Origin of the sequence: Pseudomonas sp. AL10 (assembly GCF_029960685.1) — a bacterium.
Taxonomy (GTDB): domain Bacteria; phylum Pseudomonadota; class Gammaproteobacteria; order Pseudomonadales; family Pseudomonadaceae; genus Aquipseudomonas; species Aquipseudomonas lactis.
This window is the reverse complement of sequence record NZ_JASBQZ010000003.1, coordinates 151,516-171,726: the sequence shown is the minus strand read 5'-3', so window position 1 is coordinate 171,726 and position 20,211 is coordinate 151,516. Positions and strand designations below refer to the sequence as shown.

At 61.2% G+C, this 20,211-nt stretch carries 19 protein-coding genes; 16 read left to right on the top strand and 3 right to left on the bottom strand.

Annotated elements, in window-relative coordinates; translation table 11 throughout:
- Positions 1-152: 152 nt before the first annotated feature.
- Complete coding sequence (gene aceK, locus QK296_RS05250) at positions 153-1,862, bottom strand: bifunctional isocitrate dehydrogenase kinase/phosphatase (protein WP_282390675.1); 1,710 nt, start codon at positions 1,860-1,862, stop codon at positions 153-155.
- A 161-nt stretch (positions 1,863-2,023) separates the two neighbouring features.
- Between aceK and QK296_RS05245 the strand changes: the two genes are divergently transcribed.
- Positions 2,024-2,905 carry a DMT family transporter gene (locus QK296_RS05245; RefSeq protein ID WP_186606954.1) on the top strand — a complete coding sequence of 294 codons (882 nt, stop codon included), beginning with the start codon at positions 2,024-2,026 and terminating at the stop codon, positions 2,903-2,905.
- 126 nt (positions 2,906-3,031) lie between these two features.
- Here QK296_RS05245 and QK296_RS05235 read toward each other — a convergent pair whose 3' ends face one another.
- Complete coding sequence (locus tag QK296_RS05235) at positions 3,032-3,892, bottom strand: DMT family transporter (RefSeq protein WP_032895843.1); 861 nt, start codon at positions 3,890-3,892, stop codon at positions 3,032-3,034.
- A 422-nt stretch (positions 3,893-4,314) separates the two neighbouring features.
- Here QK296_RS05235 and QK296_RS05230 point away from each other — a divergent pair, with 422 nt between their 5' ends.
- Entirely contained in the window at positions 4,315-5,106 is a 792-nt protein-coding gene (locus QK296_RS05230; RefSeq protein ID WP_282390674.1) for a CPBP family intramembrane glutamic endopeptidase, read from the top strand.
- Positions 5,107-5,311: 205 nt separating this feature from the next.
- Positions 5,312-6,877, top strand: coding sequence for a methyl-accepting chemotaxis protein (locus QK296_RS05225; protein ID WP_003193153.1), 1,566 nt, complete (start codon positions 5,312-5,314; stop codon positions 6,875-6,877).
- A gap of 115 nt (positions 6,878-6,992) precedes the next feature.
- On the opposite strand, the gene QK296_RS05220 is transcribed toward QK296_RS05225, so the two are convergent.
- On the bottom strand, positions 6,993-7,685 hold the full coding sequence (locus QK296_RS05220; RefSeq protein ID WP_282390673.1) for an alpha/beta family hydrolase: 693 nt from the start codon (positions 7,683-7,685) through the stop codon (positions 6,993-6,995).
- Positions 7,686-7,764: 79 nt separating this feature from the next.
- Between QK296_RS05220 and ccoN (QK296_RS05215) the strand changes: the two genes are divergently transcribed.
- From ccoN (QK296_RS05215) to QK296_RS05155, 13 genes are all read left to right on the top strand, one after another.
- The gene (ccoN, locus tag QK296_RS05215) at positions 7,765-9,189 is read left to right on the top strand and encodes a cytochrome-c oxidase, cbb3-type subunit I (RefSeq protein ID WP_003193158.1); all 1,425 of its coding nucleotides are present in this window, start codon (positions 7,765-7,767) and stop codon (positions 9,187-9,189) included.
- 10 nt (positions 9,190-9,199) lie between these two features.
- A complete protein-coding gene (ccoO, locus tag QK296_RS05210; protein ID WP_003193159.1) occupies positions 9,200-9,808 on the top strand; it encodes a cytochrome-c oxidase, cbb3-type subunit II in 609 nt (202 codons plus the stop codon).
- Between the two features lie 3 nt (positions 9,809-9,811).
- The gene (locus QK296_RS05205; RefSeq protein ID WP_003193161.1) at positions 9,812-10,012 is read left to right on the top strand and encodes a cbb3-type cytochrome c oxidase subunit 3; all 201 of its coding nucleotides are present in this window, start codon (positions 9,812-9,814) and stop codon (positions 10,010-10,012) included.
- Positions 10,009-10,956, top strand: coding sequence for a cytochrome-c oxidase, cbb3-type subunit III (gene ccoP, locus QK296_RS05200; RefSeq protein WP_003193162.1), 948 nt, complete (start codon positions 10,009-10,011; stop codon positions 10,954-10,956). Before QK296_RS05205 ends, ccoP (QK296_RS05200) begins: the two co-directional genes overlap by 4 nt.
- 462 nt (positions 10,957-11,418) lie before the next feature.
- Positions 11,419-12,861: a cytochrome-c oxidase, cbb3-type subunit I gene (gene ccoN / locus QK296_RS05195; protein ID WP_003193164.1), complete on the top strand. Its 1,443-nt coding sequence runs from the start codon at positions 11,419-11,421 to the stop codon at positions 12,859-12,861.
- Positions 12,861-13,469 (top strand): cytochrome-c oxidase, cbb3-type subunit II, encoded by a 609-nt coding sequence (gene ccoO, locus QK296_RS05190; protein ID WP_003193167.1) that lies wholly within the window; start codon positions 12,861-12,863, stop codon positions 13,467-13,469. The genes ccoN (QK296_RS05195) and ccoO (QK296_RS05190) overlap by 1 nt, the downstream gene beginning before the upstream one ends.
- A gap of 5 nt (positions 13,470-13,474) precedes the next feature.
- A complete protein-coding gene (locus QK296_RS05185) occupies positions 13,475-13,660 on the top strand; it encodes a CcoQ/FixQ family Cbb3-type cytochrome c oxidase assembly chaperone (RefSeq protein WP_003193169.1) in 186 nt (61 codons plus the stop codon).
- Positions 13,657-14,634, top strand: coding sequence for a cytochrome-c oxidase, cbb3-type subunit III (gene ccoP, locus QK296_RS05180; RefSeq protein WP_282390672.1), 978 nt, complete (start codon positions 13,657-13,659; stop codon positions 14,632-14,634). Before QK296_RS05185 ends, ccoP (QK296_RS05180) begins: the two co-directional genes overlap by 4 nt.
- 166 nt (positions 14,635-14,800) lie before the next feature.
- Entirely contained in the window at positions 14,801-15,055 is a 255-nt protein-coding gene (locus QK296_RS05175; RefSeq protein ID WP_003193175.1) for a type II toxin-antitoxin system Phd/YefM family antitoxin, read from the top strand.
- Positions 15,055-15,465: a type II toxin-antitoxin system VapC family toxin gene (locus QK296_RS05170; protein WP_034136160.1), complete on the top strand. Its 411-nt coding sequence runs from the start codon at positions 15,055-15,057 to the stop codon at positions 15,463-15,465. Before QK296_RS05175 ends, QK296_RS05170 begins: the two co-directional genes overlap by 1 nt.
- Before the next feature lie 207 nt (positions 15,466-15,672).
- Complete coding sequence (ccoG, locus tag QK296_RS05165; RefSeq protein ID WP_032900812.1) at positions 15,673-17,076, top strand: cytochrome c oxidase accessory protein CcoG; 1,404 nt, start codon at positions 15,673-15,675, stop codon at positions 17,074-17,076.
- Between the two features lie 14 nt (positions 17,077-17,090).
- A complete protein-coding gene (locus QK296_RS05160) occupies positions 17,091-17,630 on the top strand; it encodes a FixH family protein (RefSeq protein WP_003193179.1) in 540 nt (179 codons plus the stop codon).
- Between the two features lie 125 nt (positions 17,631-17,755).
- Positions 17,756-20,206 (top strand): heavy metal translocating P-type ATPase, encoded by a 2,451-nt coding sequence (locus QK296_RS05155; RefSeq protein WP_282390671.1) that lies wholly within the window; start codon positions 17,756-17,758, stop codon positions 20,204-20,206.
- Positions 20,207-20,211: the final 5 nt, after the last annotated feature.

The window sequence follows — 20,211 nt, the reverse complement described above, 5'->3', positions numbered from 1 at the left end:
AGCCGAGCGGGCAGCCGGTTGAGCTGCAACGGGAGTAAACCGAACCAAAATGTGGGAGCGGGCTTGCTCGCGAAAGCGGTGGTTCAGTTGATACATCTGTGACTGACACACCGCATTCGCGAGCAAGCCCGCTCCCACAAGGGGGGAATGCGTTACAGAGGGTCTTTTCGGCGGTAGGGGAACACGTCGATCACCTTACCGGCACGAATCGCGTCCTGCAGGCCTTTCCAGTAATCAGCGTTGTACAGCTCGCCATGCAGCTCATCGAACAATCTGCGTTGCCCGGCGTCGGCAAACAGGAACGGCGGGAACTCCTCGGGGAACACATCCAGCGGGCCGATGGAGTACCAGGGCTCGGAGGCCATTTCATCCTCGGGGGTGCGCGGCGCGGGGATATGGCGGAAGTTGGCTTCGGTGAGAAAGCAGATTTCGTCGTAGTCGTAGAACACCACGCGGCCGTGGCGGGTGACGCCAAAGTTCTTCAGCAGCATGTCGCCGGGGAAGATATTCGCCGCCGCCAGTTGCTTGATCGCCAGGCCGTAGTCTTCCAACGCTTCGCGCACCTGGGCGGGGTTGGCGTTGTCGAGGTAGAGGTTGAGCGGGGTCATGCGTCGCTCGGTCCAGCAGTGGCGGATAAGCACGGTGTCGCCCTCTACCTCCACAGTACCGGCGGCGACTTCCAGCAACTCGGCCAGGCACTCGGGCTCGAACTTGCTCAAGGGGAAGCGGAAGTCGGCGAACTCCTGGGTATCGGCCATACGCCCTACCCGGTCGACGCTTTTCACCAGGCGGTACTTTTCGATCACCGTGGCGCGGTTGACGTTTTTTGACGGCGAGAAGCGGTCCTTGATGATCTTGAACACCGTATTGAAACCCGGCAGCGTGAACACGCTCATGACCATGCCACGCACACCGGGGGCCATGATGAACTGGTCATCAGTGGTGGCCAGGTGGTTGATCAGCGCGCGGTAGAACTCGGATTTGCCGTGCTTGTAGAAACCGATGGAGGTGTACAGCTCGGCAATGTGCTTGCCCGGCAGGATGCGCTTGAGAAAGCCGATGAATTCCGCGGGCACGGGCACGTCGACCATGAAATAGGAACGGGTGAACGAGAAGATGATCGACACGTCGGCTTCGTCGGTGATCAACGCATCGATCTGAATGCCACGCCCTTCGCGGTGCAGCAGCGGAATCACCAGCGGCCATTGTTCGTCGCGCGTGTAGATGCGCCCCACGAGGTAGGCGCCTTTGTTGCGGTACAGCACCGAGGAAAACAACTCGACCTTGAGGTCTGGGTCCTTGCACACCCAATCCGGCAGGTTTTCACGCAACTGGGCTTCGAGGCGGCGCAGGTCGGCGGGCAGGTCGGCGTAGGGCTCGCTGAAGCTGTAGTCAGAGAAAACCTGCGCGAGCATGTCCGCTATTTTACCGGCCGGCGTGTAGATACGGGTTTGCGCCGCCCGCGCCCGGCGCAGGCTAGGCCGGGTGGTGTGAATGAACATACAGCCGTCGCTGATCAGGTCATGGCTGAACAGGCCGCAGAAGATCGAGTTGTACCAGGTCTCGGACAGTTCATCGTCAAAACGCAGATCGATCAGGCCGATATAGGCGCTTTTTACCAGGGGCCACTGGCCGATGTCCTGCAACGCCGCAGGGTCAAAACTGGCGCGCAGGCGGGTCGTGACCTCAGCGACTTTCTCTTCATAGAGGTTGATGCGCGCGGCCGACGCGACCTGCCCCTGCTGCCACTGGGCCTTCTCGAAACGCTCACGGGCGCCATCGGTGATCTGGCGGAAGTGCTCACGGTAATCGTCGAAACCGTCGAGGATCATCCGGGCGATAGCGAGGGCGGACTGCGACATGCGGGAAACCTCGAACGGGTATCTGGAAGCCCAGAGCTTAGCCAGTGAACCGAGGCAGGAGAAGAATGATTTTGCACGGCGGTGAACTGACTGCAATTAGCCATTGTGCCGACCTGCCCGCTGGGCAACACTTCTGCGCCCGATTGGCGTAGGAGTTTTCCGTGAGACCTGTTGACACCCTGTATCTGCTGGGGCTGGCTGCCATCTGGGGCGCGAGTTTCCTGTTTATGCGCATGATCGCGCCGGAAATCGGCACGGTGCCCACCGCGTTCTTCCGCGTGTCGATTGCCGCCGCGGGTTTATTGGTGATCCTGGCGATGATGCGCGTGAGCTGGGATTTCCAGGGCAAGTTCAAAACCGTTTTGCTGCTGGGGGTGATCAACTCCGGGATTCCGGCGACCATGTATTCAGTGGCGGCGCAGGTACTGCCGGCGGGTTATTCGGCGATTTTCAACGCCACCACACCGCTGATGGGCGTGCTGATTGGCGGATTGTTTTTCAGCGAACGCCTGACGCCGTCGAAAATCGCAGGTGTCGCCTTGGGGCTGTTTGGCGTTGCCGTGCTCACGCGTGCGGGGCCGGTGGCCTTTGATCTGGAATTATTGATGGGCGCATTGGCGTGCCTGCTGGCAACCACCTGCTATGGCTTTGCCGGTTTCCTGGCGCGGCGTTGGCTGGACCAGCGCGGCGGGTTGGACAGCCGTCTCTCGGCCTTGGGCAGCATGTTGGGGGCGACGTTGTTCCTGTTGCCGTTGTTTGCCTACAGTGCCATCAGCCATCCACCGGCGAGCTGGGGCGGCTGGCAGGTGTGGTCGTCGCTGCTGGGGCTAGGGCTGGTGTGTACGGCGTTTGCCTACATCCTGTACTTCCGCCTGCTGTCATCCATTGGCCCGGTCAAGTCGATGACTGTGACCTTCATGATTCCGCCGTTCGGCGTGTTGTGGGGGGCGTTGCTGTTGGATGAGCCGTTGTCCATGGCTCATCTGTATGGCGGAGTGTTGATTGCCGGGGCGCTGTGGTTGGTACTGCGCCGGTCCAAATAACAACCGCACAACTGTAGGAGCGAGCTTGCTCGCGAAAAACCCGAGGGCATCTCGTTCATTCAGGATGCCCTCGTTATCGTTGACGTTCTTCGCGAGCAAGCTCGCTCCTACAGGGGGGGGTGGGTTTTAGTGCTTACGGAACACGAAGACCAAGCCTACGATGATCAACGCCATCCCCAACACGCTCAACAGGGCCAGGCGATTGCCGAAGATCAGGTAGTCCATCACCGCCGTCACCGCCGGCACCAAGTAGAACAAGCTGGTGACATTCACCAGGTTGCCCCGGGCGATCAGGCGGTACAGCAATAGCGTCGCCAGTACCGACACCACCAGCCCCATCCACAGTACCGGCAGGTAAAAACGCGCACTGTGTTCAAAGTGGAACGGCTGGAACGGCACGAACACCGCGCACAGCAGCAACCCGGCCAGGTATTGCAGTGGCAGCGTGCCCAAGGGATTGTCGGTGATGCGTTTTTGCATGATCGAGCCAAACGTCATGCTCGCCAGCGCCAGCAGCCCGAACAGCATCCCCGCCAGGGACATGCCCGCCAGCCCGATGCCCTGATATACCACCATGATCAAGCCCGCCAACCCCAACCCCAGGCCGAACAGCCGGCGCCAGGAGCGTTGGCGCTCCATCAGTACCACGGTAAGGATCGGCTGCACGCCCATGATGGTCGCCATCACCCCGGGGGTGACGTTGAGGTCCAGGGCCAGCAGATAGAAGATCTGGTAGGCCCCCAGCAGTACCAGGCCCGTCGCCGCCGCATACAGCAGGGGTTTGCCGGGACGAGGCAGCTTCAACTTGAGGATGGGTACCAACACCACCAACCCCATCAGGGCGATGGCAAACCGGATCAACAGAAATGCAAAGGGCGAAGCATGGGCCAGGCCTAACTTGGAGAAGATCGCCCCGCTGCTCCACAGCAAGACAAACACGCTCGTCGAGGCCGCCGCGGCCACGGATTGTTTCGAAAGCACAGACATGGTTACCACCTGTTATCAGGCAAAAAAGCCGACTCAGTAAAAAACTGAATTTCAGTAGGTTTTTTTCAGGCAGGCACGGGGCAACAGCGGATTGCTGATCAGCCCGAAATGCCAACACCCGGCGGTGATACGACTGCGTACACCGGCGTGCTACTGACAGGTGGGGGGTAGTGACTGATCTGCGCAGGCTGCTTGCCCCGGCACGGCACGACCACGGCGTTGACCGCTGAATCGACTACCGCTATGCGCTGGGAAGCTGGCATGTGCTGATCTTTTTTGAAGGGACTAAGACGCGACGACTATAACCAGCCGCAAACATACTTTGCAATCCTTTCCCCCTTGCCTTGTACGTGGAGGCGTTTTCATGCCCTGGAACCTGGCCACTCGCTATAATGCTGCCCGGATTTTTCGAAGGATTTCACATGATTGCTTTGCCCTGGCTGTACCTCACCCTACTTTCCATTGGCTATGTCGTGGCCTTGATCTACGGCCAACTGGGCGTACTGGCGGCGGTCTCCATCGCACTGCTGCTGGTGGCCGGGTACGCCGTGCGCCAGCAACGCAACCCTTGGGCGCGCTACCTGGGTCACGCCTTGTTTATTGTCCTGGCCCTGGGCCTGGCGATGCACTGGCTGCCGGGTTTCTATAACGGCCGCGGTATTGCGCCCCAGCGTTTTACTCCGGACTCAGTGCCCTTCTCGATGTACCTGAACCAGGACAAACCCCTGATCGGCTTCTGGCTGTTGCTGGCCTGCCCATGGATTGTGGCGCGACGCTCATTGCGCCTGTCGATCTGCGTCACGGCCGTGGCCCTGACCCTGGCCGCCATCGCCGCCCTGGGTGGCGCAGCGCTGCTAGGGATGATCAGTTGGGCGCCGAAATGGCCGGACGAGGCGTGGCTGTGGGTGTTGAATAACCTGCTGCTGGTGACGTTGGTCGAAGAAGCGCTGTTTCGCGGGTATATCCAGGGCGGCCTGAGCCGACGCTTCAAACACCTGCCCTATGGCGAGAACCTCGCGCTGCTGTTGGCCTCGCTGTTATTCGGCCTGGTGCATTTTGCTGCGGGTTGGCAGTGGATGCTGCTGGCGAGTATTGCCGGCGTGGGTTACGGCCTGGCCTATCGCTTTGGCGGGCTCGGCGCGGCGATTGCCACGCACTTTGGCTTGAATCTGCTGCACTTCGGGTTGTTCACCTACCCGATGCTCGCAGGCTAAACCTTCCTTACTGTAGGAGCGAGCTTGCTCGCGAAGGACTTCAACGCTAACGCGGGCATCCTGAATGAACGCGTTGCCCTTGAGTGTTTCGCGAGCAAGCTCGCTCCTACAGGGGCAACACCGTTCGCAGGATTGTTGCAAAAATAAGTTAAATAAATGCCCCGCATGGCCGATACCCCCTGAAAGCCTTGCGGATTGAACAATCATGCGTAATAACCAACCCGTTACCCAGCGCGAACGTACCTTCCCCGCTCAGCAACGGTTGATCTCCACCACAGATGCCAAGGGTGTGATTACCTACTGCAACGACGCCTTTGTCGAAATCAGTGGGTTCACCCGCGAAGAACTGATCCGCGCCCCACATAACCTGGTGCGTCACCCGGATGTGCCGCCGGCCGTGTTCGCGCATATGTGGTCCACGCTCAAACAAGGCTTGCCATGGATGGGCATTGTCAAGAATCGCTGCAAGACCGGTGACCACTATTGGGTTAACGCCTATGTGACGCCGGTCTTCGACGGCAACCAGGTGATCGGCTACGAATCGGTGCGCATCAAGCCCACCGCCGAGCAGATCCGCCGGGCCGAAGCGCTCTATCAACGTATCAACCAGGGCAAGTCGGCCGTTCCTCAGCGGGACAAGTGGCTGCCGGTGCTGCAGGACTGGCTGCCGTTTATCCTGGTCAGCCAACTGAGCTTCATGATCGGCGCCACCCTCACCTCCCAATGGGGCTTTGCCCTGGCAGCGGCGCTGTCGGTGCCGTTGGGCCTGCTGGGCTTGAGCTGGCAACAGCGCGGTCTCAAGCGTTTGCTGCGCCTGGCCGAACAGACCACGTCCGACCCGTTGATCGCGCAGATGTACACCGACAGCCGTGGCGCACAAGCGCGTCTGGAAATGTCGATCCTCAGCCAGGAAGCGCGTCTGAAGACCTGTCTTACCCGCCTGCAGGACACCGCCGAGCACCTCAACGACCAGGCGGCGCAGTCCAACACCCTGGCGCACAACAGCTCCAGCGGCCTGGAACGCCAGCGCGTGGAAACCGAACAGGTGGCCACTGCGGTGAACCAGATGGCGGCGACCACCCAGGAAGTGGCCAGCCACGTGCAGCGCACCGCCGATGCCACCCAGGAAGCCAACCGCCTGACCGGGCGCGGCCGCGATATCGCCGGGGAAACCCGCGAGGCGATTCAGCGGCTGTCGGTGGCGGTGGGCGAGACGGGTGTGACCGTCACGCAACTGGCCAAGGACAGCGATGAAATCGGCGGCGTGGTTGATGTGATCAAAGGCATCGCCGACCAGACCAACCTGCTGGCGCTCAACGCCGCCATCGAAGCCGCGCGTGCCGGTGAGATGGGCCGTGGTTTCGCGGTGGTCGCCGATGAAGTGCGCCAACTGGCGCAGCGTACGGCCGAATCCACCGGGCAGATCCATACCCTGATTGCCAAGCTGCAACACACGGCGGCTGCCGCCGTGCAAACCATGGACGCCGGGCACCGCCAGGCTGAAGAAGGTGTAGCGCGGGTGATGGAAGCCGACCAGGCCTTGGTGGGCATCAGTGAGGCGGTGGCCAATATCACCGACATGACCACCCAGATTGCTGCTGCTACCGAAGAGCAAAGCGCGGTGGCCGAGGAGATCAGCCGCAATATCAGCACCATTGCACTGTTGGCGGACCAGACCTCGGAGCAGGCGATGAACTCGGCGCAACTGAGTGAAGAGTTGACGCATACCGCCAATACCCAGTATTCGCTGGTGGAGCGTTTTAACCGCTGAACGGGCTCGTTCCCACGCTCTGCGTGGGAACGCCTCCTGTGACGCTCTGCGTCACAATTTTAGAGGGGGACGCAGAGCGTCCTGGGCTGCATTCCCACGCGGAGCGCGGGAACGATCAACAACCCCTGAGAACCTCAGCGACGCGCACCGCCGCCGCCTCCAGATGCTGCTCATGGCTGAACCCCGAAGCCTTCAGCGGCTTCAAGTCATGATCCCCCGCCACCAGCCACATCACCTCGATACTGTCTGACAAGTCATAACCTTCTACCGCCGCCCGATTGCCCAAGGCATCGCGCTCGCCCTGCACTATCAACGTCGGCGTCTTCAGCGCAGCCAAGTGCTCCACCCGGGGTTTCTCTGGCTTGCCCACCGCATAGAACGGATAGCCCAGGCACACCAACCCATCGGCGCCCAATTCATCGGCCGACAAACTGGCCATCCGCCCGCCCATGGACTTGCCGCCAATCGCCAGTTTCCCAGCGACATGACGTCGCACCTGGGCATACACCTCACGCCACGCCTCCAGCAGTTTCGGCGCCGGATTCGGCGGGCGTTTGCCCCCGTCCAAGCGGCGCTGGGCCATGTACGGGAACTCGAAGCGCAACACGTTCACGCCATGCGCGGCAAGGCGTGCAGCCATGTCGTTCATGAACGCCGAGTCCATCGGTGCGCCAGCGCCGTGGGCCAGGATCAGCATGACCGGCTCACCCGACGTCGTGCCGGTGGCGACATCCCACAACCAGCCATGTTCCCGTACACACTGCGCCCATTGATCCCCGTCAATACTGGCCTTGTGCTCTTTGCCCATGCTTGCCTCGCTTTTTAGTCTGCCTATAACTCCAGCCCAAGTGCCGCATTTGCTTGGGTTGAACCGTGGATGGGGAACCATGAACACTACTTTAAGTACCGCCTATAACTACAAGGTGGTCCGCCAATTCGCCATTATGACGGTGGTGTGGGGCATCGTCGGCATGGGGCTCGGGGTTTTTCTCGCCGCCCAATTGGTTTGGCCTGCGCTCAACTTCGATTTGCCTTGGACCAGCTTCGGCCGCCTGCGCCCTTTGCACACCAACGCGGTGATCTTCGCGTTCGGTGGCTGTGCGCTGTTCGCCAGCTCCTTTTACTCGGTGCAACGCACCTGCCAGACGCAGCTGTTCGCGCCGAAAGTCGCCGCGTTCTGCTTCTGGGGCTGGCAGCTTGTGATCCTGCTGGCCGCGATCAGCCTGCCACTGGGCTACACCAGCTCCAAGGAATACGCCGAACTGGAATGGCCGATCGACATCCTGATCACCATCGTCTGGGTCGCCTACGCCATCGTGTTCTTCGGCACGATCATGAAACGCAAGACCAAGCACATCTATGTGGGCAACTGGTTCTTCGGTGCGTTCATCATCACCGTGGCCATTTTGCATATCGTCAATAACCTGGAAATCCCGGTCAGCCTGACCAAGTCCTACTCGCTGTACGGCGGTGCGACGGATGCCATGGTGCAGTGGTGGTATGGGCATAACGCAGTAGGCTTTTTCCTCACTGCGGGCTTCCTCGGCATGATGTACTACTTCGTGCCCAAGCAGGCCGAACGCCCGGTGTATTCGTATCGCTTGTCCATCGTGCACTTCTGGGCGCTGATCACCCTGTACATCTGGGCCGGCCCGCACCACTTGCACTACACCGCTCTGCCGGACTGGGCGCAGTCCCTGGGCATGGTGATGTCGCTGGTGCTGCTGGCACCGAGCTGGGGCGGCATGATCAACGGCATGATGACCCTCTCGGGCGCCTGGCATAAGCTGCGCAGCGACCCGATCCTGCGCTTTCTGGTGGTCTCCCTGGCGTTCTACGGCATGTCGACCTTCGAAGGCCCGATGATGGCGATCAAGACCGTCAACGCCCTCTCCCACTACACCGACTGGACCATCGGCCACGTACACGCCGGGGCGCTGGGCTGGGTGGCGATGATCTCCATCGGCGCGCTGTACCACATGATCCCGAAAATCTTCGGTCGCGAGCAGATGTACAGCCTCGGCCTGATCAACGCGCATTTCTGGCTGGCCACCATCGGCACCGTGCTCTACATCGCGTCGATGTGGGTCAACGGCATCGCCCAGGGCCTGATGTGGCGTGCGGTCAACGAAGACGGCACCCTCACCTACTCCTTCGTCGAAACCCTGGTGGCCAGCCACCCAGGCTTCATCGTGCGTCTGGTGGGCGGTGCGATCTTCCTCAGCGGCATGTTCCTGATGGCTTACAACACATGGCGCACCGTGCGTTCGGCGCAACCTGCCGAAGTCACCGCTGCCGCGCAAATGGCCTGAGGAGTCGATGATGAAACACGAAACGATTGAAAAGAACGTCGGCCTGTTGATGCTGCTGATGGTGCTTGCCGTGAGCATCGGTGGCCTGACCCAGATCGTCCCGCTGTTCTTCCAGGACGTGACCAACAAGCCGGTCGAAGGCATGAAGCCCTACACCGCGCTGCAACTGGAAGGCCGCGACATCTACATCCGCGAAGGCTGCGTGCAGTGCCACTCGCAGATGATCCGCCCGTTCCGCGCCGAGACCGAGCGCTACGGCCACTATTCGGTGGCCGGCGAAAGCGTGTGGGACCACCCGTTCCTGTGGGGTTCCAAGCGTACCGGCCCGGATCTGGCCCGCGTCGGCGCACGCTACTCGGACGACTGGCACCGCGCGCACTTATACAACCCGCGAAACGTGGTGCCAGAGTCGAAAATGCCGGCCTACCCCTGGCTGGTCACCGCCGCCGTCGACAGCAGCCACACCGAGACCAAGTTGAAAGTGATGCGCACCCTCGGCGTGCCGTACACCGACGACGACATCAATGGCGCAGTCGCCAGCCTCAAGGGCAAGACCGAGATGGACGCGCTGGTTTCCTACCTGCAAGTGCTCGGCACTGCCATCAAGAGCAAGAGGTGAGCCATGGGATTTGAATTCGATGCAGGCACCATCCGCGGCCTTGGCACGCTGGTGGTCGCCATCGCCTTTATCGGCCTGTCGCTGTGGGTATTCAACAACCGCCGCAATGCGGAATTCGAGCAGGCGCGCCTGCTGCCGTTTGCCGATGAACCTTCCCCACCCGACGCTCAAGCAGAGCCAGCCACAAGGAGCACTCGGCCATGACTACGTTCTGGAGTACATGGATCTGCGTATTGACCCTGGGCAGCCTGATCGGTCTGACCTGGCTGTTGGTCGGCACCCGCAAGGGCGAGACCAAGGGCAGCGTCGACCAGACCATGGGCCACGCCTTCGACGGTATCGAGGAATACGACAACCCGCTGCCCCAGTGGTGGTTCATGTTGTTCGCCGGCACCCTGGTGTTTGCCGTCGGCTACCTGATCCTCTACCCGGGCCTGGGCAACTGGAAAGGCGTACTGCCGGGCTATGAAGACGGCTGGACCCAGACCAAGGAATGGGACAAGGAAATGGCCAAGGCCGACGCCAGGTTCGGGCCGATCTTCGCCAAGTTCGCGGCCATGCCGGTGGAAGAAGTCGCCAAGGACCCGCAAGCGTTGAAGATGGGCGGTCGCCTGTTCGCCTCCAACTGCGCGGTATGCCACGGTTCGGACGCCAAGGGCGCCTATGGTTTCCCCAACCTGGCCGACAATAACTGGCGCTGGGGCGGCTCGGCTGAGGCTATCAAAGCCACCATCCTGAACGGTCGCCACGCGGCGATGCCGGCCTGGGGTGAAGTGCTGGGCGAGGACGGGGTGAAAAACGTCGCCGCCTACGTGCGCCACGACCTGGCCAAGCTGCCGTTGCCTGCTGACAACAGCGCAGACCTGGCAGCCGGGCAAGCCGCGTTCAACACCACCTGCGTGGCCTGCCACGGCCCACAAGGCCACGGTGTGGAAGCCATGGGCGCGCCTAACCTGACCGAGCCTGCCGGTTTTATCTACGGCACCAGCCTGGCGCAGCTGCAGCAGACCATCCGCCATGGTCGCCAGGGCCAGATGCCAGCCCAGGATGTGCTGCAAGGCAATGACAAGGTGCACCTGCTGGCGGCTTACGTGTACAGCTTGTCCCATAACGCTGAAGGTGCAACGCCAGACAGCGCGACCGAGTAACCGCTGCCCCGGCCCGGGGCGGCAACCCGTTTCACTGTAGGAGCGAGCTTGCTCGCGAAGAACTTCAGAGCGCCGCGTTTATACTGGATAAGCGTGGTGCCCTCAGGTTCTTCGCGAGCAAGCTCGCTCCTACAGGGATCCGGTGTTGTTTTCATTTGCGCGACCAAGTGTCGCACCCCTTCCAAGCCCACCTTTCCCCTCCTCCTATTCGGGTCTACGCTTGTTCCCACAGTGGACCATTCCTGGCCTACGCGACGGTAGCCGTTGCGCCCCTGAAATTTCCTGTCCACTCGATCAGCTTTATATTTTGGATTTTGTCCCTACGCCAAACATGGAAAGGGCGCAGAATCTGGCGTGGAACGCATTGATCCAGGTCAGCCATTGCGTTGCAATGGCCCCTCGCTTTCTACATACTTGCGACCGATTTTACCTATAAAAAAACCTAAACCGTGGAACCTTAGAATGAGCACAGCAATCAGTCCGACTGCTTATAACTATAAGGTAGTCCGCCAGTTCGCCATCATGACGGTGGTCTGGGGGATCCTTGGCATGGGGCTCGGGGTGTTCATCGCCTCGCAACTGGTTTGGCCGCAATTGAATTTCGACCTGCCCTGGACGACCTTCGGCCGCCTGCGCCCGCTGCACACCAACCTGGTGATCTTCGCCTTCGGCGGATGTGCACTGTTTGCCACCTCCTACTATGTCGTGCAGCGCACCTGCCAGACGCGACTGATCTCCGATGGCCTTGCCGCCTTCACCTTCTGGGGCTGGCAGGCGGTCATCGTCGGCGCCATCATCAGCCTGCCCCTGGGCTACACCACCACCAAGGAATACGCCGAGCTGGAATGGCCGATCGCCATTTTGCTTGCCATCGTGTGGGTGACCTACGGCCTGGTGTTCTTCGGCACCATCGTCAAGCGCAAGACCAAGCACATCTACGTGGGCAACTGGTTCTACGGCGCCTTTATCGTGGTCACGGCGATGCTGCACATCGTCAACCACGCCTCCCTGCCGGTGAACCTGTTCAAGTCCTACTCAGCCTACTCCGGTGCGACGGACGCGATGATCCAGTGGTGGTACGGCCACAACGCCGTAGGCTTCTTCCTCACCACCGGTTTCCTGGGGATGATGTACTACTTCGTGCCCAAGCAGGCCGAGCGTCCGATCTACTCGTATCGCCTGTCCATCGTGCACTTCTGGGCGCTGATCACCCTGTACATCTGGGCCGGCCCTCACCACTTGCACTACACCGCCCTGCCGGATTGGGCACAGTCCCTGGGCATGGCGATGTCGATCATCCTGCTGGCACCAAGCTGGGGCGGCATGATCAACGGCATGATGACCCTCTCGGGCGCCTGGCATAAGCTGCGCACCGACCCGATCCTGCGGTTTTTGGTGGTATCGCTGGCGTTCTACGGCATGTCGACCTTCGAAGGGCCGATGATGGCGATCAAGACCGTCAACTCGCTGTCCCACTACACCGACTGGACCATCGGCCACGTGCACGCCGGGGCGCTGGGCTGGGTGGCGATGATCTCCATCGGCGCGCTGTACCACATGATCCCCAAATTGTTCGGCCGCGCGCAGATGCACAGCGTCGGGCTGATCAACGCGCACTTCTGGCTGGCCACCATTGGCACCGTGCTCTACATCGCCTCGATGTGGGTCAACGGCATCACCCAGGGCCTGATGTGGCGTGCGATCAACGATGACGGCACCCTCACCTACTCCTTCGTCGAAGCGCTGCAAGCCAGCCACCCGGGCTTTATCGTACGTGCCCTGGGCGGTGCGTTCTTTGCCAGCGGCATGCTGTTGATGGCCTACAACGTGTGGCGCACCGTGCGTGCCAGCGACCCTGTTGAAGCCGAAGCCGCCACCAAGATCGCCGTTGTGGGAGCTCACTGATGAAGCATGAAGTCGTTGAGAAGAACATCGGCCTGCTGGCCTTCTTCATGGTCATCGCCGTGAGCATCGGCGGCCTGACCCAAATCGTCCCGCTGTTTTTCCAGGACGTGACCAACAAGCCGGTCGAAGGCATGAAGCCGCGCACCGCCCTTGAACTGGAAGGCCGCGACGTCTACATCGCCAACGGTTGCGTGGGCTGCCACTCGCAGATGATCCGCCCCTTCCGCGCCGAAACCGAACGCTACGGCCACTACTCGGTTGCCGGTGAAAGCGTGTGGGACCACCCGTTCCTGTGGGGTTCCAAACGTACCGGCCCGGACTTGGCCCGTGTGGGTGGGCGCTACTCCGATGACTGGCAGCGTGCGCACCTGTACAACCCGCGCAACGTCGTGCCGGAGTCGAAAATGCCGGCGTACCCGTTCCTCGTGGAAAACAAGCTCGACGGCAAGGACACCGCCAAGAAGATGGAAGTCTTGCGCACCCTGGGCGTGCCCTACACCGACGAAGACATCGCCGGTGCGGCCGCCGCCGTGAAGGGCAAGACCGAAATGGACGCATTGGTGGCCTACCTGCAAGGCCTTGGCACCATCATCAAAAGCAAACGGTGACCTTCATGGATATCGGGATGATTCGTGGCCTGGGCACCGTTGTGGTGATGGTGGCCTTTATCGGCCTGGCGTTGTGGGTGTTCAGCCCACGGCGCAAGTCGGAGTTTGACGACGCGACCATGCTGCCCTTCGCAGATGACCCCGAAGCCATCAAGCACGTCGAGCAAGCTTCTAGGAGTAACAAAGAATGACTACGTTCTGGAGTCTGTACGTCACAGTCCTCAGTCTGGGTACCATCTTCGCCCTGACCTGGCTGCTGCTGTCGACCCGCAAGGGCCAGCGCACCGAGCAGACGGACGAGACCGTCGGCCACTCGTTCGACGGCATCGAGGAGTACGACAACCCGCTGCCCAAGTGGTGGTTCATGCTGTTTGTCGGCACTATCGTCTTCGCCCTTGGTTACCTGGTGCTCTACCCTGGCCTGGGCAACTGGAAGGGCCTGCTGCCAGGCTACAACTACCTCGACAACGACAAGCAAACCCCCTTCGCCAACGGCCAGACCGGCTGGACCGGCGTGCACGAATGGGAAAAGGAAATGGCCAGGTCGGAAGCCAAGTTCGGGCCGATCTTCGCCAAGTTCGCGTCGATGCCGATTGAAGAAGTCGCCAAGGACCCACAAGCCTTGAAGATGGGCGGCCGCCTGTTCGCCTCCAACTGCTCGGTGTGCCACGGCTCCGACGCCAAGGGCGCCTACGGTTTCCCCAACCTGACCGACGCCGACTGGCGCTGGGGCGGCGAACCCAACACCATCAAGGAAACCATCATGAAGGGCCGGCACGCGGTGATGCCAGGCTGGGCTGAAGTCATCGGCGAGCAGGGCGTAGCCGACGTAGCAGCCTTTGTAGTGACCAACCTCGACGGCCGCAAACTGCCGGAAGGCGCCAAGGCCGACGTGGCCAACGGCGAGAAACTCTTCGCCGCCAACTGCTTGGCCTGCCACGGCCCGGCGGGTAAAGGCACGCCAGCGATGGGCGCGCCCGACCTGACGCATCCGGGTGCGTTCATCTACGGTTCAAGCTTTGCGCAACTGCAACAGACCATCCGTTATGGCCGCCAGGGCCAGATGCCGGCGCAGGAGCAGTTGCAAGGGAATGACAAGGTGCACCTGCTTGCGGCGTATGTATATAGCTTGTCTCATGGGGATAAGAAGGCTGAGGAGCAGTAAGACCTCTGAAACAATGGAGCCCCGCGCAGCGAATGCTGGCGGGGCTTTTTTGTTCTGGCGCCGAACCTTGCAAAGCCAACTCTACCGTTCGTAACCTCAACCTTGCCGTGCGCACTCGCCAAGTAGTAACGTAACTACATTAAGTCCAGCGAAGGGGGCCTACCCCATGACCATCACGACCATTTCCAGCCGCGAATTCAATCAAGACACAAGTGGTGCCAAAAAAGCCGCCCGCAAAGGGCCGGTTTTTATCACTGATCGCGGCAAGCCTGCCCATGTACTGCTAAGCATTGAGGAGTACCAGAAGCTGACAGGTCTGAACGCCGACATTGTCGACCTGTTGGTGATGCCGGAAGCGGCCGATATCGACTTCGAAACCGAACGTGCCGTGATCATTCATCGACCCGTGGACTTTTCTTGATGTATCTACTCGACACAAATGTGATCTCTGAACTGCGTAAACCTCAGGCTGATGCAAATGTCGTGGCTTGGGCAAAAAGCGTAGTAGCGCCGCGCATGTTTATTTCGGCGATCACGCTGAAGGAACTGGAAACCGGAGTCCTGCGAATTGAACGGCGAGACCCGGTTCAGGGGAAGGTGTTGAGAACCTGGCTCAAGCGTCATGTAATGCCCGCCTTCGATGCCAGAATCCTGCCCGTCGATGCAGCAGTCGCGTTGCGTTGCGCGCACTTGCATGTACCCGACCAAGCCAACGAAAGCGATGCATTGATTGCCGCAACCGCGCTGGTTCACGGACTCACCGTAGTCACGCGCAACGTCAGCGACTTCAAATCGAGTGGCGTGCCACTGCTCAATCCATGGGACGAATGACCGGCTTACTGGCAAAAACCGTCCATACTTGCCAAGTCAATTGATCCAGGTCACGTACACCATCAATTGATTTCCCCCAACGCGACCAAAGGTCGCACCCTTTGCACACCCTCGGGGGCGTATCATTAGGCCACTGCAACACCCTTAATTTGACCCCGGTTGGCACGTACTGGCCGAGGCAAATCTCCACCGCCGTGGGATGCAATGATGAGCGACCAGATACCGGTACATAACGTTACCCCGCCTGCCAAGACCGTCGACCTCTACGCTTCGAGAGAGAAGATTTACACCCGCGCCTTCACTGGCTTGTTCCGCAACCTGCGCATGGTCGGCGGTGCCGCTCTGTTCCTGCTCTACTTCGGCACCGTGTGGCTGAACTGGGGCGGTCACCAGGCGGTGTGGTGGAACCTGCCGGAGCGTAAGTTCTTTATTTTCGGTGCAACGTTCTGGCCCCAGGATTTCATCCTGCTCTCGGGCATTCTCATTGTGGCGGCATTTGGCCTGTTCTTTATCACCGTGTACGCCGGGCGCGTGTGGTGCGGCTATACCTGCCCGCAAAGCGTATGGACATGGATCTTCATGTGGTGCGAAAAGGTCACCGAAGGCGACCGCAACCAGCGCATCAAGCTCGACAAGGCGCCGATGAGCGCCAACAAGTTCCTGCGCAAGTTCAGCAAGCACAGCCTGTGGCTGCTGATCGGCTTTGCCACCGGCATCACCTTCGTCGGCTACTTTTCACCGATCCGCGAACTGGTATTCGATTTCTTCACCGGCCAGGCCGATGGCTGGTCATATTTCTGGGTGGGTTTCTTCACTCTCGCCACCTACGGCAACGCCGGCTGGCTGCGTGAGCAGGTGTGCATCTACATGTGCCCCTATGCGCGCTTCCAGAGTGTGATGTTCGACAAGGACACCTTGATCGTGTCCTATGACCCGCGCCGTGGCGAAGTGCGTGGCCCACGTAAAAAGGGTACCGACTACAAGGCCCAAGGCCTGGGCGACTGCATCGACTGCACGATGTGCGTGCAGGTGTGCCCTACCGGTATCGATATCCGCGACGGGCTGCAAATCGAATGCATCGGCTGCGCCGCCTGTATCGATGCCTGCGATAACATCATGGACAAGATGGAGTACCCACGCGGCCTGATCAGCTACACCACCGAACACAACCTGTCGGGGCAGAAAACCCATAAGCTGCGCCCGCGCCTGATCGGTTACGCCCTGGTGTTGCTGGCGATGATCAGCCTGTTGGTGGCGGCCTTCTTCATGCGCTCGCTGGTGGGTTTCGACGTCAGCAAGGACCGCGTGCTGTACCGCGAGAACGCCGAAGGGCGCATCGAAAACGTCTACAGCCTGAAGATCATGAACAAAGACCAGCGCGACCACACCTACGTGCTCGACGCCGCTGGGCTGCCCGACCTCAAGCTGCAAGGCCGGCGCGAAATCAAAGTGGCCGCCGGCGATATCGTCAGCATGCCAGTGGAGTTGTCGAGTGCGCCGGAGCAGTTGCCGTCGAGCACCAACGAGGTGACCTTCATCCTCGAAGACGCCGATGACACCAGCGTCCATATTGAAGCCAAGAGCCGATTCATCGGCCCACAAGTCCGTTAACAGGGAACATACCCATGCCCGCAACTACTGCCGCCAGCCCTTGGTACAAGCACCTCTGGCCCTGGATCATCATCGCGATCCTGGCCTGCTCGGTGACCCTGACCTTGTCCATGGTGACCATCGCGGTGAATAACCCGGACAACCTGGTCAACGACAACTACTACGAGGCCGGCAAAGGCATCAACCGTTCCCTGGACCGCGAACGCCTGGCCCAGACCCTGCAACTGCGCGGCAAGCTGCACCTGGACGAACTGACCGGCGAGGTCGAGCTGCAACTGACTGGCTACAGCAATCCGAAAACCCTGGAGCTGAACCTGATCTCCCCGACCCAGCCAGAGAAGGATCGCAAGATCAACCTCACCCGCAGCGACAGTGAGCAAGGCCGCTACATCGGCCAGGTCACCGACAAGGTCGAAGGTCGCCGTTTCGTGGAACTGCTTGGCGTGGAGGGCGGCAACACCTGGCGCCTGTTCGAAGAAGAAGAGGTCAGCCACGACAAGGACTTGCTGCTGGGTGACGAACCGTTGCAGGGAGCCGAAGACCTGAAGAAGTAGACGATGATCGTTCCCACGCTCTGCGTGGTAACGCCTTGCTGGACGCTCTGCGTCCGCTTTGTGACGCAGAGCGTCACGGGCAACATTCCCACGCAAAGCGTGGGAACGATCTGCGGAACTGAGCAATGACCCAACCCACCCCCTGCTACCACTGCGCCCTACCCGTCCCCTCCGGCAGCCGGTTCACCGCCCAGATCCTGGGCGAACGCCGTGAACTCTGCTGCCCGGGCTGTCAGGCCGTGGCCGAGGCGATAGTGGCCGGCGGGCTGGAAAACTATTACCAACACCGCAGCGAAGCCTCGGCCAACCCCGAGGCGCTGCCCGTGCAATTGGTGGACGAACTGACGCTGTACGACCGCGCCGATGTGCAAAAACCTTTTGTGCGCCATCAAGGCGACCTGGCCGAAACCACCCTGCTGATGGAAGGCATCAGTTGCGCCGCCTGCGGCTGGTTGATCGAGAAACACCTGCGCAGCCTGCCTGCCGTGGCCGAAGCGCGATTGAACCTGTCCAACCACCGCCTGCACGTGCGCTGGGCCGATGGGCAATTGCCGTTGAGCCAACTGCTCAGCGAGCTGCGCCATATCGGTTACGCCGCCCACCCTTACCAGGCCGACCGCGCCGCCGAACAATTAGCCAGCGAAAACCGCCTGGCCCTGCGACAACTGGGGGTCGCTGGTTTGCTGTGGTTCCAGGCCATGATGGCAACCATGGCCACCTGGCCGGAATTCAATATCGACCTGAGCCCGGAATTGCACGTCATCCTGCGCTGGGTGGCGATGTTTCTGACCACGCCCATCGTGTTCTACAGCTGCGCGCCCTTCTTCAAAGGCGCCCTGCGTGACTTGCACACACGGCACCTGACCATGGACGTGTCGGTGTCCCTGGCGATTGGCGGCGCGTACCTGGCCGGCATCTGGACCGCGATCACTGGCGTAGGCGAATTGTATTTCGATGCCGTGGGCATGTTTGCCCTGTTCCTGCTGGCCGGGCGCTACCTTGAGCGCCGCGCCCGGGAACGCACCGCGGCAGCCACTGCCCAACTGGTCAACCTGTTGCCCGCCTCCTGCTTGCGCCTCAAGGATGATGGACAGAGCGAACGCATCCTGCTCAGCGAATTGGCGCTGGGTGATCGTGTGCTGGTGCATCCCGGTGCGGTGCTGCCGGCGGATGGCGTAATTCTCGACGGCCAATCCAGCATCGATGAATCCCTGCTGACCGGCGAGTACCTGCCGCAACCTCGGCGTACGGGTGACAGCGTCACGGCCGGCACGCTGAATGTCGAAGGCGCGCTCACCGTCCAAGTGCGCGCCCTGGGGCATGACACGCGCTTGTCCGCCATCGTGCGCCTGCTGGAGCGCGCCCAGGCCGAGAAGCCGCGCCTGGCACAGATCGCCGACCGCGCTGCGCAGTGGTTCTTGTTGTGCTCACTGATCGCCGCCGCGCTGATCGGCCTGCTGTGGTGGGAGCTGGACCCATCCCGAGCGTTCTGGATTGTGCTGGCGATGCTGGTGGCGACCTGTCCGTGCGCCCTGTCCCTGGCCACGCCCACCGCGCTCACCGCCGCCACCGGCACCTTGCACAGTCTCGGGTTGCTGCTGACCCGCGGCCATGTGCTCGAGGGCCTGAACCAGATTGATACGGTGATTTTCGACAAGACCGGCACCCTCACCGAAGGGCGCCTGGCGTTGCGCGCCATTCGGCCCTTGAGTGCGCTGGACAGCGACCAATGCCTGGGCCTTGCCGCCGCCCTGGAGAACCGTTCCGAACACCCGATTGCCCGTGCCTTCGGCCGTGCGCCGCTGGCCGCTGATGAAGTGCTGAGCACTCCAGGCCTGGGCCTGGAAGGTCGTGTGGGAGAACGTCTGTTGCGCATCGGCCAGCCGGGTTTTGTCTGTGAACTCAGTGGCTGCGCGATTCCCGCCTCGCCGGACGAGGCCGGGCAATGGCTGCTGCTGGGCGACCACAGCGGTGCCCTGGCCTGGTTCGTACTGGATGACCGCCTGCGCAGCGACGCACCCGCCTTGCTCGCCGCATGCAAGGCGCGGGGCTGGCGCACGCTGCTACTCTCGGGGGACAGTTCGCCGATGGTGGCCAGTGTCGCTTCTGAGCTGGGTATCGACGAAGCCCACGGCAGCCTGCGCCCTGACGACAAGCTGCAGGTACTGCAAAACCTGCACAAAGAAGGTCGCAAAGTGTTGATGCTCGGCGATGGGGTCAATGATGTGCCAGTGCTGGCCGCTGCCGATATCAGTGTGGCGATGGGCTCGGCCACCGACCTTGCGAAAACCAGCGCCGATGCGGTGCTGTTGTCCAACCGCCTGGATGCGCTGGTGCAGGCCTTCAGCCTGGCGCGGCGCACTCGCCGGGTGATCATCGAGAACCTGTTGTGGGCCGGGTTGTACAATGGGCTTATGCTGCCGTTTGCCGCCCTGGGTTGGATCACGCCGATCTGGGCGGCGATCGGCATGTCCATCAGTTCGTTGACCGTGGTGCTCAACGCGTTGCGCCTGACTCGCCTGCCGAGCGCGCAAGCCCCGGGCACCGCCCCACTAACCCGCCCGCTGCCGGCCTGAGCCGC

Excerpts from the sequence above, each read along its gene's own strand:
- ccoP (WP_282390672.1), top strand. The coding sequence starts at position 13,657 with ATGACTACGTTCTGGAGTCTGTACGTCACAGTCCTCAGTCTGGGTACC.
- QK296_RS05155 (WP_282390671.1), top strand. The coding sequence starts at position 17,756 with ATGACCCAACCCACCCCCTGCTACCACTGCGCCCTACCCGTCCCCTCC.
- QK296_RS05175 (WP_003193175.1), top strand. The coding sequence starts at position 14,801 with ATGACCATCACGACCATTTCCAGCCGCGAATTCAATCAAGACACAAGT.
- ccoG (WP_032900812.1), top strand. The coding sequence starts at position 15,673 with ATGAGCGACCAGATACCGGTACATAACGTTACCCCGCCTGCCAAGACC.
- ccoN (WP_003193158.1), top strand. The coding sequence starts at position 7,765 with ATGAACACTACTTTAAGTACCGCCTATAACTACAAGGTGGTCCGCCAA.
- ccoP (WP_003193162.1), top strand. The coding sequence starts at position 10,009 with ATGACTACGTTCTGGAGTACATGGATCTGCGTATTGACCCTGGGCAGC.
- QK296_RS05185 (WP_003193169.1), top strand. The coding sequence starts at position 13,475 with ATGGATATCGGGATGATTCGTGGCCTGGGCACCGTTGTGGTGATGGTG.
- QK296_RS05235 (WP_032895843.1), bottom strand. The coding sequence starts at position 3,892 with ATGTCTGTGCTTTCGAAACAATCCGTGGCCGCGGCGGCCTCGACGAGC.
- QK296_RS05225 (WP_003193153.1), top strand. The coding sequence starts at position 5,312 with ATGCGTAATAACCAACCCGTTACCCAGCGCGAACGTACCTTCCCCGCT.
- aceK (WP_282390675.1), bottom strand. The coding sequence starts at position 1,862 with ATGTCGCAGTCCGCCCTCGCTATCGCCCGGATGATCCTCGACGGTTTC.
- QK296_RS05170 (WP_034136160.1), top strand. The coding sequence starts at position 15,055 with ATGTATCTACTCGACACAAATGTGATCTCTGAACTGCGTAAACCTCAG.
- QK296_RS05205 (WP_003193161.1), top strand. The coding sequence starts at position 9,812 with ATGGGATTTGAATTCGATGCAGGCACCATCCGCGGCCTTGGCACGCTG.
- QK296_RS05230 (WP_282390674.1), top strand. The coding sequence starts at position 4,315 with ATGATTGCTTTGCCCTGGCTGTACCTCACCCTACTTTCCATTGGCTAT.
- QK296_RS05220 (WP_282390673.1), bottom strand. The coding sequence starts at position 7,685 with ATGGGCAAAGAGCACAAGGCCAGTATTGACGGGGATCAATGGGCGCAG.
- ccoO (WP_003193159.1), top strand. The coding sequence starts at position 9,200 with ATGAAACACGAAACGATTGAAAAGAACGTCGGCCTGTTGATGCTGCTG.
- ccoO (WP_003193167.1), top strand. The coding sequence starts at position 12,861 with ATGAAGCATGAAGTCGTTGAGAAGAACATCGGCCTGCTGGCCTTCTTC.
- ccoN (WP_003193164.1), top strand. The coding sequence starts at position 11,419 with ATGAGCACAGCAATCAGTCCGACTGCTTATAACTATAAGGTAGTCCGC.
- QK296_RS05160 (WP_003193179.1), top strand. The coding sequence starts at position 17,091 with ATGCCCGCAACTACTGCCGCCAGCCCTTGGTACAAGCACCTCTGGCCC.